Origin of the sequence: Halomonas alkalisoli (assembly GCF_021412585.1) — a bacterium.
Lineage (GTDB): Bacteria > Pseudomonadota > Gammaproteobacteria > Pseudomonadales > Halomonadaceae > Halomonas > Halomonas alkalisoli.
Genome location: NZ_JAKCMI010000007.1, coordinates 21390 through 37663, shown reverse-complemented (window position 1 = coordinate 37663; position 16274 = coordinate 21390). Strand labels below are relative to the sequence as shown.

The window sequence follows — 16274 nt, the reverse complement described above, 5'->3', positions numbered from 1 at the left end:
CGGATGACCACCTCGGATGACCACCACCAGGAGGAAGACAGGATGCCCAAAGCCGGACTCATCCTTGCCGCACTCGCCCTGATGGGGCTGTCGCTTCCCGCCACCGCCCAGGGCATCGGCCATATCACCCTGGCCTCTACCACCTCCACCGAGAACTCGGGCCTGTTCGGCGCCATCATTCCCGCGTTCACCGAGGCCACCGGCATCGAGGTGCGCGTCGTGGCCGTGGGCACCGGCCAGGCCTTCGAGATCGCCCGCCGCGGCGATGTCGACAGCCTGCTGGTGCACGACACCGAAGGCGAGGCGCGCTTCGTCGCCGAGGGCCATGGCAGCGAACGCGCCGACGTCATGTATAACGACTTCGTGCTCGTCGGCCCGGCCGGCGATCCGGCAGGCATTGCCGAAGCCGATGACGTCAACGAGGCCTTCGCTCGTATCGGTGCGGCTGAAGCCCCCTTCACCTCCCGCGGGGACGACAGCGGCACCCACCGTGCCGAACAGCGCCTCTGGAAGGCGGCAGGGATCGCCCCCGCATCCCCCTGGTACCGCGAACTCGGCAGCGGCATGGGCGCCACCCTCAATACCGCCGCCGCCATGGATGCCTATGTTTTCACGGATCGCGCCACCTGGGTCGCCTTCAGGAATCGCCAGGATCTCACGCTGCTCTTCGAGGGCGACGAGGCGCTGTTCAACCAGTACGGCAGCGTGCGAATCGCCCCCGAGCGCCATCCCCACCTCAAGCACGACCTCGCCGCGCAGTGGCATGAGTGGCTGCTCTCCGAGGCTGGCCAGCAGGCGATCGCCGACTTCCGGGTCAACGGCGAGCAGCTGTTCTTTCCCAACAGTCAGCCCAACGCCGCCGACGCACCTTAAGTTCCTGACCCCAACCCCGCCAGCATCGCCCCCAGCTCGTTGGAGATGAAGCGCGCCTCCACGCACTCGCCCAGGTGGCCCTGGGCGAACGTCAGGAAGCCCAGCGCGGCGTGGGGCAGTCGCCGGTCCCGGCGCACGATAAACTGCCAGTGGCTCTCGATGGGCCACCCTTCCACCGGCAGGATCACCAGGTCGGGATGCTCCGGCGGCAACACATGCTCGGAGAGCACCGCGAGCCCCATGCCCGACGCCACCCCCACGCGAATCGCCTCGTTACTGGCCATCTGCAGGGTCGCGCCAAGTGACAGCCCCTGCTCCTGCAGCCAGCTCTCGAACAGCATGCGGGTGGCAGAACCCGGCTCGCGCAGCAGGAAACGCTCCGCCAGCAGCTCGCTCATGGCAACGCGCTCTCGGGTGGCCAAGGCATGCCCCCGCGGGGCGATCACCACCAGCGGATTGCGCAGGAAGCGGCCAGCCAGGGCATGGGCCAGCGAGGGTGGATGGCTGAAAACATAGAGATCGTCATCCTGACGCTCGAAGCGAGTCAGCATCTGGCGGCGGTTGCCGATATGCAGCGTCACGTCGACCTCGGGAAACGACTGGCTGTAAGGCCCCAACAGACGGGGCAACACGTACTGCGCCGTATTGACCAGGGCGATGCTGAAGCGCCCCCTTTCACCGCCCCGCAGGGCAACCAGGTAATCCTCGAAGTCGTCGAAGCGGTCGAGCACTTCCCGGCTGGCGCGGTAGAGTTCGGTGCCGGCCTCGGTGGTTACCAGGCGGCCGCGACGGCTCTCCAGCAGCGGCTCCCCCACCGCCTCGCCCAGCCGCTTGAGCTGCTGCGAAACGGTCGGCTGGGTCAGGTGGAGCTGCCGAGCGGCCTCGCTGACCGAGCCGCTGCGCACCACGGCCACATACACCTGCAGTAGACGAAACGTCAGGTGACGCACGTTCATGACACGGCTCCACGGCGGATCATATAGATAATTATCTATGCTAAATTGATGGATATTCAATTGGAATCAATATCACGCACTCCTCACAATCCGCGACTACCCTGCCACTGCGACTCCAGAAGAAGAGAGACCTATGCCAGACATCGTCGTGATGTTCTTTCTGCTCGGCCTGCTCGCCGGTATCGTCAAGTCCGACCTGAACATCCCCAAGGCCGCCTACGACACCTTGAGCCTGCTGCTGATGCTGACCATCGGCCTCAAGGGCGGCATGGCGCTCTACGGCAACCTGCGCTGGTCGCTGGTGCCGGAACTGCTCGCGGTCGCCGCCCTGGGGGCGGTGATCCCGCTTGTCCTGATGCCGGTGCTGCGTCGCCTGGTTCGCCTCTCGCCTGCCGATAGCGCCAGCATCGCCGCCCACTACGGCTCGGTCAGCGCCGGCACCTTCGCCGTGGCCCTGGCCTTCGCCGAAGGCCGCGGCCTACCCATCGGCGCCGAGGTCACGCTCTACCTGGTGATGATGGAACTGCCGGCGATCATGGTGGCCATCGCCCTCTTTCGCCGCTACAAGGGCAGCGACTCCGGCGAAGCGCTGCAGGGCATCTGGCACGAGACCCTGACCAACCGGGGGGTGATCCTGCTGGCCGGCGGCGCGGTGATCGGTGCCATGTATGGCCCCATGCAGGGCGCCAACGTCACCGAGCTGTTCACCGGCGCCTTCCATGCGGTGCTGGCGCTGTTCCTGCTGCAGATGGGCCTGACCGCGGCCGAAACCCTGCGCCCCATCCCCTGGTTCCACTGGCGGCTGCTCACCTTCGCCCTGGTGGCGCCGTTCGTCCTGTCACTGGCCGGCCTGGCGGTCGGCCTGGCACTGGGGCTTCCCAGCGGCTCCCTGCTGATCCTGACGGCGCTTGCCGCCAGCGCCTCCTACATCGCCGCGCCGGCTGCCATGCGCAACGCCATTCCCGAGGCCAACATTGGCCTGGCCATGTTGGCCGCGCTCGGCTTCACCTTCCCGCTGAACGTGATCGTCGGCATCCCCCTCTATCACCAGCTGGCGCTGTGGCTGGGCTGAACCATGCCCAGGCGCCACCGGCCCAGGGTCGGTGGCGCCAATCCCACCCTTCTGCCAGTCTTGCACTCTCAACCTCAATTCTTTCCACGCCGTTTCTTCCCTCGTCGTTTATCAGGGATCGTTTATTACAGCGTGGTTTCTTCGACATTCGTCGCAGCCGCCTCGCTTGCACTTTACGTTAACGTCAACCTGGCCTAGTCTTGTAGCCATTCCAAGATGCGAGGCGACTCTGTGCCCTTCACCTCGCACAACCTGATAGCCGCCATACCGACAGTAAAAGGGAGTTCCGCCCATGCTCACGCCCTACAAGCCCCTCGACTTCGGCCTCGACGATGAACTGAACATGCTGCGCGATCAGGTCAACGCCTTCGCCCGCGACGAGATCGCCCCGCGCGCCGCCGAGATCGACGAGAAGAACGAGTTCCCCAACGACCTGTGGCAGAAATTCGGCGACATGGGGCTGCTGGGCATCACCGTCTCGGAAGAGGACGGCGGCACCGGCATGGGCTACCTGGCGCACTGCATCGCCATGGAAGAGATCTCCCGGGCCAGTGCCTCGGTGGGTCTCTCCTACGGCGCGCACTCCAACCTCTGCGTCAACCAGCTCAAGATCAATGCCAGTGCCGAGCAGAAGGCCAAGTACCTGCCCAAGCTGATGACCGGCGAGCATGTCGGCGCACTGGCCATGTCAGAGCCGGGCGCCGGCTCCGACGTGGTCTCCATGAAGCTGCGCGCGCGCAAGGAGGGCGACCACTTCGTCCTCAACGGCAACAAGATGTGGATCACCAACGGCCCCGACGCCGATGTGCTGGTGGTCTACGCCAAGACTGACCCGGACGCTGGCTCCAAGGGCATCACCGCCTTCATCATCGAGAAGGACATGCCCGGCTTCACCACCGCCCAGAAGCTCGACAAGCTCGGCATGCGTGGCTCCAACACCTGCGAGCTGGTGTTCCAGGACTGCGAAGTGCCCGTCGAGAACGTGCTCGGCGAGCTGAACCGCGGCGTCAAGGTACTGATGAGCGGCCTGGACTACGAGCGCACCGTGCTCGCCGCCGGCCCCATCGGCATCATGCAGGCGGCCATGGACATCGTGGTGCCCTACATCCACGAGCGTAAGCAGTTCGACCAGGCCATCGGCGAATTCCAGCTGGTGCAGGGCAAGATCGCCGACATGTACACCACGCTGAACGCCTGCCGCGCCTATCTCTACGCCGTGGCCGCCGGCTGCGACCGCGGCCAGACGTCGAGGAAGGACGCCGCCGGCGTGATCCTCTACTGCGCCGAGAAGGCCACCCAGGTGGCGCTGGACTCGATCCAGCTGCTCGGCGGTAACGGCTACATCAACGAATACCCGACCGGACGCCTGCTGCGCGACGCCAAGCTCTACGAAATCGGCGCCGGCACCAGCGAGATCCGTCGGATGCTGATCGGCCGCGAGATCTTCAACGAATCTAGGTAAGGGTGGCAGCGACGACGGATGGCACGGAATCTCGTGATACGTGACGACCGACGACACTGTAGGAGCGCTGCTCCGCATCGCGACTGGCGCCGCAAGGCGCCTTGGCGGAGGCTGCCAACGTTGGCGGTAATCACCCACATCGGGCAACACCGCCGGGAGGCTTTCAGCCTCCAGTCGCGAGCTAAAGCTGCTCCTACAGTGCAGAGGCAGCCGACCTTGTTGGAGCGCTGCTCCGCATCGCGACTGGCGCCGTCAGGCGCCTTGGCGGAGGCTACCAACGTTGGCGGTAATCACCCACATCGGGCAACACCGCCAGGAGGCTTTAAGCCTCCAGTCGCGAGCTAAAGCTGCTCCTACAGTGCAGAGGGCGCCGGCCTTGTTGGAGCGCTGCTCCGCATCGCGACTGGCGCCGCAAGGCGCCTTGGCAACAGAACCATCAAAGACGCACCGCCCACGAAGCACTACCCTGCTTCGAAGACGAACAGCAAGGATCTTTCCATGAGCATCCTGAACACCCAGATCAATCCACGCAGCGATGTCTTCCAGGCCAACGAGGCGTCGATGCGCCACGAGGTCATGAAACTGCGCGAGCTGACCGCGGCGATCAGCCAGGGCGGCGGCGAGAAGGCCCGTACCCGCCACGAGTCCCGCGGCAAGCTGTTCGTGCGCGACCGCATCGACAACCTGCTCGACGAAGGCTCGCCCTTCCTCGAGTTCTCGGCGCTGGCGGCCCACGAGACCTATGACAGCCCGATTCCCGCCGCCGGGGTGGTCACCGGCATCGGCCGCGTCTCTGGCGTGGAGTGCGTGATCGTCGCCAACGACGCCACGGTCAAGGGCGGCACCTACTTCCCGATGACGGTGAAGAAGCACATCCGCGCCCAGGAGATCGCCCGCAAGCACCGCCTGCCGTGCATCTACCTGGTCGACTCCGGCGGCGCCCACCTGCCGAGCCAGGACGAGGTGTTCCCCGACCGCGACCACTTCGGCCGCATCTTCTATAACCAGGCCACCCTCTCCGCCGAAGGCATCCCGCAGATCGCCGTGGTGATGGGCTCCTGCACCGCCGGCGGCGCCTACGTGCCGGCCATGGCCGACGAGTCGATCATCGTCAAGCAGCAGGGCACCATCTTCCTGGGTGGCCCGCCGCTGGTGAAGGCCGCCACCGGCGAGAGCATCAGCGCCGAGGACCTGGGCGGCGCCGACGTGCACTGCAAGGTGAGCGGCGTGGCCGACCACTACGCCGAGAACGACGCCCACGCCCTGCAGCTCGCCCGCGGCTGCATCTCACGACTCAACTGGCAGAAGCGCGGCCAGCTCAAGATGCAGGCGCCCAAGCCGCCGCGGCTCGACCCCGCTGAAATCTACGGCATCGTCGGCACCGACCTCAAGAAGCCCTACGACGTGCGCGAGGTGATCGCCCGCATCGTCGACGACTCCGACTTCGACGAGTTCAAGCGCTACTACGGCGACACCCTGGTGACCGGCTTCGCTCATATCCACGGCTACCCGGTGGGCATCGTCGCCAACAACGGCGTGCTGTTCTCCGAATCCGCGGTCAAGGGCGCGCACTTCATCGAGCTCTGCGCCCAGCGCAAGATCCCGCTGGTGTTCCTGCAGAACATCACCGGCTTCATGGTCGGCTCCAAGTACGAGCACGAAGGCATCGCCAAGCACGGCGCCAAGCTGGTTACCGCCGTGGCCTGCGCCAAGGTGCCCAAGTTCACCGTGCTGATCGGCGGCAGCTTCGGCGCCGGCAACTACGGCATGTGCGGCCGCGCCTACGATCCCAACCTGCTGTTTATGTGGCCCAATGCCCGCATCTCGGTGATGGGCGGCGAACAGGCCGCCGGCGTGCTGGCCCAGGTCAAGCGCGACCAGCACGAGCGCGAGGGCCGCGAATGGTCCGCCGAGGACGAGGAAGCCTTCAAGGCCCCCACCCGCGACCAGTACGAGCACCAGGGCCACCCCTACTACGCCAGCGCGCGGCTATGGGACGACGGCGTGATCGACCCGCTGCAGACCCGCGACGTGCTGGGGCTGTCGCTCGCCGCCGCCATGAATGCCGAAGTGCAGGAAACCAAGTTCGGCGTATTCCGGATGTGAGGCCGTTATGACACAGACATATTCCGAACTGCAGATCGACGAGCGCGGCGTCGCCCGGCTGACGCTGAACCGTCCCGAGGTGCACAACGCCTTCGACGACAGCCTGATCGCCGAGCTCAACGCGCATCTCGACACCCTCCACGACGACGCCCACCACGGCCACGTGCGCTTGGTGGTGCTGGGCTCCGAGGGCAAGAGCTTCTCCGCCGGGGCCGACCTGAACTGGATGAAGCGCATGGTCGAGTACGACTTCGAGGGCAACCTGGCCGATTCGCGCAAGCTCTCGCAGCTGATGCACCGCCTCGACACCCTGCCCTGCCCCACGATCTGCCGCGTGCAAGGCGCAGCCTTCGGCGGCGCCGTGGGCCTGGCCGCCTGCTGTGACATCGTCATCGCCTCCGACAAGGCCAAGTTCTGCCTCTCCGAGGTCAAGATCGGCCTCTCGCCCGCGGTGATCAGCCCCTACGTGCAGCGTGCCATCGGTCCGCGCCAGATGCGCCGCTTCGCGCTCTCCGCCGAAGTGGTCGATGCCGCCACCAGCCTGGCGCTCGGCCTGAGCCATCAGGTGGTCGGTCTCGATGAGCTGGACGAGGCCGTCGAGGCCATGATCGAGACCCTGCTCGGCGGCTCGCCCCAGGCCCAGCGCGCCACCAAGGCGCTGCTCTTCGAGGTCGCCCGGGAGCCCGACAGCAAGGCCACCCGCGAGCACACCTGCGGCGTGATCAGCGAGCTGCGCGTCAGTGCCGAGGGGCAGGAAGGCCTATCCAGTTTCTTCGAGAAGCGCCGCCCCGCCTGGGTCGACGACACCGCCGCTTCAACCAAGACGTCAGCCGACACGGAGCGACGCTCATGAGCCAGACACCGCACACCCGTACCCGCCAGTTCGACACCCTGCTGGTGGCCAACCGCGGCGAGATCGCCTGCCGCGTCATGCGCACCGCCCGCGCCATGGGCCTGCGCACTGTGGCCGTCTATTCCGACGCCGACGCCAGCGCCCGCCACGTGCGCGAGGCCGACGAGGCCGTGCGCCTGGGCCCCGCCGCCGCCCGCGACAGCTACCTCAAGGTCGAGGCCGTGGTCGAAGCCGCCAAGCGCACCGGCGCCGGCGCCATCCACCCCGGCTACGGCTTCCTCTCCGAGAACGGCGGCTTCGTCGAAGCACTGGACCAGGCCGGCATCGTCTTCGTCGGCCCGCCCGCCTCGGCGATCGCCGCCATGGGCGACAAGTCCGCCGCCAAGGCGCGCATGGCTGACGCCGGCGTGCCGCTGGTGCCGGGCTACCACGGTAACGACCAGGACGACGCCCTGCTCAAGACCGAGGCCGACAAGATCGGCTACCCGGTGCTGCTCAAGGCCAGCGCCGGCGGTGGCGGCAAGGGCATGCGCGTGGTCGAGTCCGGCGCTGACTTCCAGGCCGCGCTGGACGGCTGCCGCCGCGAGTCCCAGGCCGCCTTCGGCGACACCCGCATGCTGATCGAGAAGTACCTGACCCAGCCGCGCCACGTCGAGGTCCAGGTGTTCTGCGATTCCCACGGCAACGGCGTCTACCTGTTCGAGCGCGACTGCTCCGTGCAGCGCCGCCACCAGAAGGTGCTCGAGGAAGCCCCCGCCCCCGGCATGACCGCCGAACTGCGCCGCGAGATGGGCGACGCTGCCGTGCGCGCAGCCAAGGAGATCGGCTACGTGGGCGCCGGCACCGTCGAGTTCCTGCTGGATGCGGACGGCTCCTTCTTCTTCATGGAGATGAACACCCGCCTGCAGGTGGAGCACCCCGTCACCGAGATGATCACCGGCCAGGACCTGGTCGAGTGGCAGCTGCGCGTGGCCATGGGCGAAGCCCTGCCCTGCACCCAGGACGAGCTGACCATCACCGGCCACAGCTTCGAGGCGCGGCTCTACGCCGAAGACCCGGACCAGGACTTCCTGCCCGCCACCGGCCTGCTGACCCAGTTCGCCATGGACCTGGAAGGCGCCGGCCTGGATCCTGCGCGCGTGCGCCTGGACAGCGGCGTGGAGACCGGCGACGCCGTGTCCATGCACTACGACCCGATGCTGGCCAAGCTGATCGTCCACGGTGACGACCGCGACCAGGCACTCGCCACCCTCAACCGCGCCCTGGCCGCGCTGGACGTGCAGGGCGTGGTGACCAACCGCGCCTTCCTGCAGCGCCTGGCGACCCACCCGGCGTTCAAGGCCTGCGACCTCGATACCCGCTTTATCGAGCGCAACGAAGCCACCCTCTTCGCCCCCAAGCAGTACAGCATCGAAGCGTACGCCGGCGCCGCCCTGGTGGGCCTCAACCAGCTCGCCCGCGAGTGCGAAAGCGACTCCCCCTGGGACCGCCACGACGGCTTCCGCCTCAACGCCCCGCACAGCATCCGCATCGCCCTATGCGACCCGGCGCACGTGCAGGACAGCGAAGACGCCGACACCGTGGTGGTGGTCGACGGCACCCGCCACAGCGGCGAGGCACTCTGGACCCTGACCATCCGCGGCGAGACCCTCACCGCCAGCCTGCAACCGCTGGCCGGCGACGCCGTCGCCGTGACCCTCAACGGCCACCGCCGCCGCCTGCAGGCACGCCGCGACGGCAACGTCGTCGTCATGGTCGACCCGCGCGGCGAAACCCGGCTGTTCTGGCGCCGCATCGACGCCATCGACCATGGCCACCACGAAGCCGAATCGACCCTCACCGCGCCCATGCACGGCACCGTGGTGGCACTGCTCGTCGAACCCGGCCAGCGCGTCGAGAAAGGCATGCCGCTGATGGTCATGGAAGCCATGAAGATGGAACACACCATGACCGCCCCCGCCGACGGCCACGTGGAAAACTTCCACTTCCAGGGCGGCGACACCGTCGGCCAAGGCGACGTACTGCTCGAATTCGCCGCCGACGAATAAAACAAGGGAGGCCGCAGGCCTCCCGAATCAACCGCAACAGAAGAAAAGAAAGCTGTAGGAGCGCTGGTTCCCATCGCGACTGGAGGCCGAAGGCCTCCCGATACGGCCGCTGCCCTAAGCTAAAACAGCTGTAGGAGCGCTCGGTTCGGCGCTCCGACTCCGCATCGCGACAGGAGGCCGAAGGCCTCCCGAATCAACAGCCACTGCTGGAGACACCGCCATGACATTCCCCAAATCCGTGCGCCTGGTCGAGGTCGGCCCCCGCGACGGACTGCAGAACGAACCCAACCCGATCGACACGGCCACCAAGCTCGAACTCATCGACCGCCTGGGCGCCGCCGGCATTGCCTACATCGAAGCAGCCAGCTTCGTCTCGCCCAAGTGGGTGCCGCAAATGGCCGACCACCGTGAGGTGATGACCGGCCTCACGCGCCGCCAAGGCGTCACCTACGCCGCCCTCACCCCCAACCTCAAGGGGCTGGAAGCGGCGCTGGAGTGCGGCGTGGAAGAAGTGGCGGTCTTCGGCGCCGCCAGCGAGGCCTTCTCGCAGAAGAACATCAACTGCTCCGTCGCCGAATCCCTCGAGCGCTTCGCCCCGGTGCTGGAGCGGGCCAAGGAAGCCAACGTGCGCGTGCGCGGCTACGTCTCCTGCGTGCTCGGCTGCCCCTACGAAGGCGAGATCGCCCCGGCCAAGGTGGCCGAGGTTTCAAAAGCACTCTATGACATGGGCTGCTACGAAATCTCGCTAGGCGACACCATCGGCGTAGGCACCCCCCTCGCCGCCAAGCGCATGCTCGAAGCCGTGAGCGACGAGGTGCCCATTGCCCATCTCGCCGCCCACTTCCATGACACCTACGGCCAGGCACTCGCCAACCTCTACGCCGTGCTGGAAGAAGGCATCAGCGTGGTGGACAGCTCCGTTGCCGGCCTCGGCGGCTGCCCCTACGCCAAGGGCGCCTCCGGCAACGTCGCCAGTGAAGACGTCGTCTACCTGCTCAACGGCCTCGGCATCGAAACCGGCATCGACCTCGAGGCACTCGCCGACACCGGCACCTGGATCACCCAGACCATCGGCCGACCGAATCGCTCGAAGGTGGGCGTGGCGCTGGCGGCGAAGTGATCACGGGGTAGAAACGGAAAGCCCCTGAGTCAGGTGACTGGCTCAGGGGCTTTGTGTCAGGTGAGTACCATCACTGTACAGACCTCAGAGGCGACAGATTCCTTGACAGGCATCGGACCCCAAGCCGTTCCATTTAACAAACCTAAACAATAGGGCGGGATGAAAAGTCCGAACGCATCCTCAGGAAAAGAACAAACCATTGAATAATATATGCTTTCGTAATGTTCCAGTGAAAAATGGGGTTTAATTTATCACATGCTTTTATCTCGCTGGATCGGCGGATCTCGAATAGAAATATAAAAAACACTAGCAGCCAACACGGCACTCAAGGCGATTTATTCTACAAAACAAACAGATAGAAATTAATGGAATTAATTTACCCCCCTTAATTTAGTGTCTTGCAAACAATCCTCTTGTGGAAAATTTCTCTTTCCGCCAGTATGGATTCAGGCCAACTCACCGAAGGGTAATACGGCCCCCGACAGACCGAAGGCTTCACCGATTTGTCGGAAGGAAAGAAAAGGGCAAACCCGTCGAAAGGCGGGGACGCAAAGTCACCGATCTAACGGGGGTAAAATCCCTAAGACAGCGGGACCGCCTACATCTCCTTTGGGTCCGAGCACACTTTTCTCATGCCCGCCCGCCATCGCAGTGTTAACGGTTCCCCTAACTGGTGTTAACTAAAGTGATTGCCCACGCTAAACCATCGTGGCAATAACTTGCCGGGGATAGATAAATGAACTCATCTACTGTCATTCGCAAGAGCTTTCGCCGTACCGTGCTGGCCTCCGTCGTCGCGCTTGGGGCGTTCGGAGCATCCAACAGCTTTGCTGCGGAGTCGACAACCACGGCGACGGGTACCGTTATTGCGCCCATTGCGATCACCAATCCGGTGAATCTAAATTTTGGCAGATTTGTCGCCGGCGTCGCTGTCGGTACCGTGAAGGTTGACACTAACGGTAGTCGAACCGCAACAGGGGATGCCTTTCTCCCGACCGTCGGCCCAACCCCGACCGCCGCCCAATTCCTGGTCACCGGGGGTGCTGATGCAACCTACACTATCTCATGGACGGGCGCTGTGCTGACCAACACGACCGGAGCGGGAGCTGAGACCATGACACTGGCAAGAATCAGTGACCTCACCGGCGGTGGCGGCGCCTCGGCAGACGTGTTATCAGGCGCCCTAAGCGCAGGGGGTGATCAAACCATCTACCTGGGGGGCACGCTTTCAGTGGGTGCCGCTCAGGTAGCCGGGGTCTATACCGGCGATGTAACTGCAACGGTAGAGTACAACTAACCTTCCATTGGCATGTAGAGCCGGGCATTAGACCGGCGAAGACCAGAGTGGAGTCATGGAAGTAACGTTCAGAAGCTTCACTCTGATTAAACGCTGACTAATGACAGCGTTACTTTGCACCCTAAAGAAAGTATCCCCCGGCAATATCGGGGGATATTTTTTATTCATAGAATAACTGTAGGCGATGCACTTATTGCTTGAGTTCAGGTCTATAACTAACTAGACCAGCATTACCAGAATCCAGGGATATTGCGATGACACATAAATGGGCAGCAATCACGGCTTGCGCCGCCTTGGCCACTCTCGTGGCTTCCCATGGCTGGGCACAGGAAATCGCGATCCAGAACACCCGGGGATTGTCGTTCGGTAGCTTCGTGGCCGGCAATGGCGGCTCGGTCGCGGTCAGCCCCAGCGGCCTGCGCAGTGCCGGCGGCGATGTGCTGTTGATTCGCTCGGGCGAGGGCCTTGCCGCCGAGTTTACGGTGACGGGCGATGCCGAGGCGACCTATACCATCCAGTTGCCCGGCAACGATTTCGTGAAACTAACCGGCCCGGGCAGCGATATGGTCATCAACGACTTTACCAGTGCCCCTTCCGGGGCCGGCGGCCAGCTGAGCGCGGGTGGATCCCAGAGCCTGAGGGTCGGAGGAACACTCAATGTCGGTTTTGCACAGGCACCGGGGGATTATGCCGGCACCCTCAGCGTGATCGTGAACTACAACTGATGCATCTCGAGCGCCACAACCGGGTGGCGCCCGTCGTTCCATGTGCCGTCCGGTACTCACGAAACAAACGATAAATGGATTTCACCATGATTCCCAAGGCCTGGACCCACAAATCACGTGGCACGACGTTCCTCTTCCACTTCACCTTTTGCGCCCTGCTGTTCTTGTTGCCGGCGAGCCATGCGCTGGCCCAGTTGATGCTTTACCCGACCCGCGTCGTCCTCGAGGGCAACCAGCGTTCAGCCCAGTTGGAGCTGATCAACAATGGCACCGAAACTACCACCTATCGCATTTCCCTGGTCAACCGACGCATGAGTGAAACCGGTGAATTCTCTGACATCACCGCGCCTATGCCGGGTGAACAGTTTGCCGATACTCTGCTGCAATACTCGCCGCGCCAGGTGACACTCGAGCCCGGTACAGGTCAGGCGATCCGTATCATGGTACGCAAGCCTGCCGATCTGGTCGCCGGTGAGTATCGATCTCACCTGCTGTTATCACAACAGCCAGAAACCACTGGACGTCGGAGCATCGAGTCCCGCTCTACCGCCGCTGGCGAGATAGGCATTCAGTTGACGGCGCTGGTCGGCGCCTCCATCCCGGTGATCGTGCGTCATGGCGCGACCAACGCCAATGTTGCCTTGACCCAGCTCGAGCTTCAACGATCCCCGACCGGAGCACCGCTGCTTGCCCTCCAGATGCAGCGTAGCGGTACGCAGTCTGTTTACGGCGACCTGACGGTCAGCTTCACCCCGAGGAGCGGGGCCGAGCAGGTTATCGGGCGCGCCAATGGGGTGGCGGTCTACACCCCCAACCCTCTGCGTCGAGCACGCATTGCACTGCAGTCGTCGAGTGGCCTGCCCCTCAGCAACGGCACCCTGCGCGTAACCTACCGGGAACAGGCGGAAGACGGTGGCAGGTTGCTGGCAGAATCGCAGCTAGCGCTATAGCCGCCGATCCGGCATCCACTATCGCCCGCCAGGCAAGTCTGCTGGCGTTATGGTTCTCGCTGTTGACCTACGCCCCGGTCCTGCCGGGCCAGGAGCCAGCCGGGGAGCCGGAGCTCCTGATCCTGGAAGTGCGCCTGGACCAGTTCGTACTGTCAGGCGCCATCCCTGCCTATGAGGTGGGTGAACATACCCTGCTGCCACTGGGCGAACTGGCCAGGCTTTTGACAATCGCCATCAAGACTCAGCCGGGAGAAGGCGTAGCCAGCGGTTTCATCCTCAGTGAAGATCGCGGGTTCAGCCTGAACCTCGACAACGCCAGCGTTACCCTGGCCGGGAATACCGAGACCTTCGATCCGGCGCTGGTGCTGGCGGAGCCGGATGATATCTATGTGGCGGCGACCCTGCTCGAAGATTGGCTACCGCTGGCACTCGAGATCGACCGTGCAGGCCTTTTCCTTCGCACTCATGCCCTCGAGGCATTGCCCCTGCAGGCCCGTCTGGCTCGGGAAGGCCTTGGCGCTCGTGCCGGAACGCGAGGCGGCTATGAGGATCCCGGCTATCCCAACCACGAGCAGCCCTACCGGCTTTGGAGCCTGCCATTCATCGATCAGACGTTGACCACCGAACTGCAGCACAAGAACAACTCTTTCCAGAGCGACGCGGCCTATACCGCTTACCTCACCGGGGACCTGCTGGGCATGGAGTCCTCGATCTACTTTTCCAGCCGCCAACAGGACCCTTCTCCGGAAGTCCGGGCCACGCTTGGGCGTCACGACCCCGGCGGAAACCTGCTGGGGCCACTGCAGGCACGCTCTTTCCAATTCGGCAGTCTCTCTACTCCCCGCGTCGAAAACATTTCCCGCGGTAGCAGCGGTGAGGGGGTGACGTTGAGCAATCGCCCCCTGACACGGCCCACCAGCTTCGACCGCCACACCTTCGAGGGCGACTTGCTCCCGGGATGGGACCTGGAGCTCTTTTACAATGGTGCCCTTGTCGGTTTCACCCAGGCCGATGCCGAGGGCCGCTATCGGTTCGAGGACCAGCCCCTGAGCTATGGCCGCAATGACTTTCGGCTGATTTTCCATGGCCCCTTGGGCGAGACACGGGTAGAGCAATACAGCTTTCCTCTGGATCAATCCATGGTGCTTCCCGGGGAGTTCCAGTACAGCGTGACGGAGCACCGGGACGACGACGGGCAATCCCGAACCATCGCCCAATTCGATTTGGGTCTCGCGCGCTCGCTGACCGCCTCGGCCGGTTTGATCCGGGCACCGGGGGACAGCGACGAGGAACTCTATACCACCCAGGGAGTACGCACCTTCTGGCGGTCGCTGAGTCTCGGCGGCGGCCTTGTCCAGGCGAAGGACGGTGGCTCACTGGCCAAGCTCGATGTGCAGACCCGTATCCGCGGCGTGGCCGTGGACGCCAGTCGCATTCTCCTGACCGATTTCACCAGTGAGATATTTCCTGCCAGCAGCGATCCCATTCGCACCCAAGATGCACTTCGACTCACCGGCTCCCTTCCGCTGACGTCTCGCTCGCGCATGCCCGCAACCCTGGAGATCACACGGGACGAGCGGGTATCCGGCAGGGTCAATACCCAGGTCGGCACCCGTGTTTCCGCTTACGTGCATCGCACGTCCCTCACCAACACCCTTCGCTGGCGCGACTCCAATGACATCGAGCACACTAGCGGCAGCCTGCAGATCAGCCGCCGTGTACACGATATGAGCTTACGCAGCCAGATCGATTACCGGCTGGGCGCTGAGAGTGACATCTCCTCGTTAGCCTTCTCTGCCGAAAAGAATCTGGCAGACGGCTATCGCGGGACCCTTGGCATAGCCCACAACTTTGCGTCACCCGAAACCCGTTATACCGCCGGCTTTACCAAAAACCTGGGCCGCTTCGGATTGGGCGTTAATGCCAGCTATGTAGACACAGGAGATATCGCTCTCGGGGCGCAATTGTTTTTTGCCATGGGCCGGGATACCCGGCGCTCAGACTGGCGATTCAATGCTCGGCCCATGGCGAATAGCGGTGCCGCTTCTGTTCGTCTGTTCCTGGATGATAATCACAATGGCGTACTAGACACGCATGAGGAGCCACTGCAGGGCGCAGGTTTCATTGTCAATGGCGTCAGGCATCAAGCCCGAACGGATGCGGATGGTATCGCCTATATTGATCACTTGCCGGTGAAGCAGTATGTCGACATCGGAATAGACACCGCAACGCTGATAGACCCGCAATGGGCGCCGGCAATCGAAGGTCTGAGGTTGGTGCCGCGCCCGGGCAGCGTGGTCAGCTTGGACCTTGCGGTGCACATGGCCACGGAAATCGATGGCACCGTCTACTTGTTAGAGAACGAGGTTGAGCGCGGTATCGGTGATATTGAGCTGGAGCTCCTGAACGACCGGCAAGAGGTAGTGGCCCGTACGACAAGCAGTTGGGACGGCTTCTATATCGTGCCAGGCGTCATCGCCGGGGATTATCGGTTGAGGATCTCTCCCCAGCAACTGCAACGCCTTGGCCTGAGCGACAGTGGTACCAAGAAACTGACCGTATTGGGTGATGGTGATTTTATTAGCGGTATCGATTTGAGGGTATTTACTTCGTCATCCACCACACCATCAGAGCCCGTCGTCGACTTTTTGGATGAAGTGTTAACCGACATATGAATCGCCCCGGATATTGGTCCGCATGGTAAGGCAGCAGTTCCTCACCAATCCGCTCGCACTTCTTTCCCGGTGACGTCATGGAAGGAATAGCGCCAACTCGATACGGGCAGGAGCCATAGTAGGAAGGACTTGCTTCA

At 63.8% G+C, this 16274-nt stretch carries 12 protein-coding genes and 1 riboswitch; of the genes, 11 read left to right on the top strand and 1 reads right to left on the bottom strand.

Features of this window, described 5'->3' with window-relative positions:
- Nucleotides 1-42: 42 nt before the first annotated feature.
- Nucleotides 43-873: an ABC transporter substrate-binding protein gene (locus LY622_RS00755; RefSeq protein ID WP_234289142.1), complete on the top strand. Its 831-nt coding sequence runs from the start codon at nucleotides 43-45 to the stop codon at nucleotides 871-873.
- On the opposite strand, the gene LY622_RS00750 is transcribed toward LY622_RS00755, so the two are convergent.
- Nucleotides 870-1829 (bottom strand): LysR family transcriptional regulator, encoded by a 960-nt coding sequence (locus LY622_RS00750; RefSeq protein WP_234289141.1) that lies wholly within the window; start codon nucleotides 1827-1829, stop codon nucleotides 870-872. The genes LY622_RS00755 and LY622_RS00750 overlap by 4 nt on opposite strands.
- A gap of 133 nt (nucleotides 1830-1962) precedes the next feature.
- On the opposite strand from LY622_RS00750, the gene LY622_RS00745 reads away from it, so the two are divergent.
- The 10 genes from LY622_RS00745 (at nucleotide 1963) to LY622_RS00700 (ending at nucleotide 16137) form a co-directional block, all read left to right on the top strand.
- Entirely contained in the window at nucleotides 1963-2901 is a 939-nt protein-coding gene (locus tag LY622_RS00745; RefSeq protein WP_234279611.1) for a sodium-dependent bicarbonate transport family permease, read from the top strand.
- A gap of 292 nt (nucleotides 2902-3193) precedes the next feature.
- Nucleotides 3194-4363 (top strand): isovaleryl-CoA dehydrogenase, encoded by a 1170-nt coding sequence (locus tag LY622_RS00740; RefSeq protein ID WP_234289140.1) that lies wholly within the window; start codon nucleotides 3194-3196, stop codon nucleotides 4361-4363.
- A 498-nt stretch (nucleotides 4364-4861) separates the two neighbouring features.
- Nucleotides 4862-6469: a carboxyl transferase domain-containing protein gene (locus LY622_RS00735; RefSeq protein WP_234289139.1), complete on the top strand. Its 1608-nt coding sequence runs from the start codon at nucleotides 4862-4864 to the stop codon at nucleotides 6467-6469.
- A gap of 7 nt (nucleotides 6470-6476) precedes the next feature.
- A complete protein-coding gene (locus LY622_RS00730; RefSeq protein WP_234289138.1) occupies nucleotides 6477-7322 on the top strand; it encodes an enoyl-CoA hydratase/isomerase family protein in 846 nt (281 codons plus the stop codon).
- Nucleotides 7319-9370: an acetyl/propionyl/methylcrotonyl-CoA carboxylase subunit alpha gene (locus LY622_RS00725; RefSeq protein WP_234289137.1), complete on the top strand. Its 2052-nt coding sequence runs from the start codon at nucleotides 7319-7321 to the stop codon at nucleotides 9368-9370. The genes LY622_RS00730 and LY622_RS00725 overlap by 4 nt, the downstream gene beginning before the upstream one ends.
- Nucleotides 9371-9590: 220 nt before the next feature.
- A complete protein-coding gene (locus tag LY622_RS00720) occupies nucleotides 9591-10490 on the top strand; it encodes a hydroxymethylglutaryl-CoA lyase (RefSeq protein WP_234289136.1) in 900 nt (299 codons plus the stop codon).
- Nucleotides 10491-11003: 513 nt separating this feature from the next.
- Nucleotides 11004-11092: riboswitch (cyclic di-GMP riboswitch) on the top strand.
- A gap of 134 nt (nucleotides 11093-11226) precedes the next feature.
- A complete protein-coding gene (locus LY622_RS00715; protein WP_234289135.1) occupies nucleotides 11227-11787 on the top strand; it encodes a DUF4402 domain-containing protein in 561 nt (186 codons plus the stop codon).
- A 254-nt stretch (nucleotides 11788-12041) separates the two neighbouring features.
- Nucleotides 12042-12512 (top strand): DUF4402 domain-containing protein, encoded by a 471-nt coding sequence (locus LY622_RS00710; RefSeq protein ID WP_234289134.1) that lies wholly within the window; start codon nucleotides 12042-12044, stop codon nucleotides 12510-12512.
- A gap of 74 nt (nucleotides 12513-12586) precedes the next feature.
- The gene (locus LY622_RS00705; RefSeq protein ID WP_234289133.1) at nucleotides 12587-13462 is read left to right on the top strand and encodes a fimbrial biogenesis chaperone; all 876 of its coding nucleotides are present in this window, start codon (nucleotides 12587-12589) and stop codon (nucleotides 13460-13462) included.
- Nucleotides 13463-13524: 62 nt separating this feature from the next.
- Nucleotides 13525-16137, top strand: a complete 2613-nt coding sequence (locus LY622_RS00700; RefSeq protein ID WP_234289132.1) for a hypothetical protein — start codon at nucleotides 13525-13527, stop codon at nucleotides 16135-16137.
- Nucleotides 16138-16274: the final 137 nt, after the last annotated feature.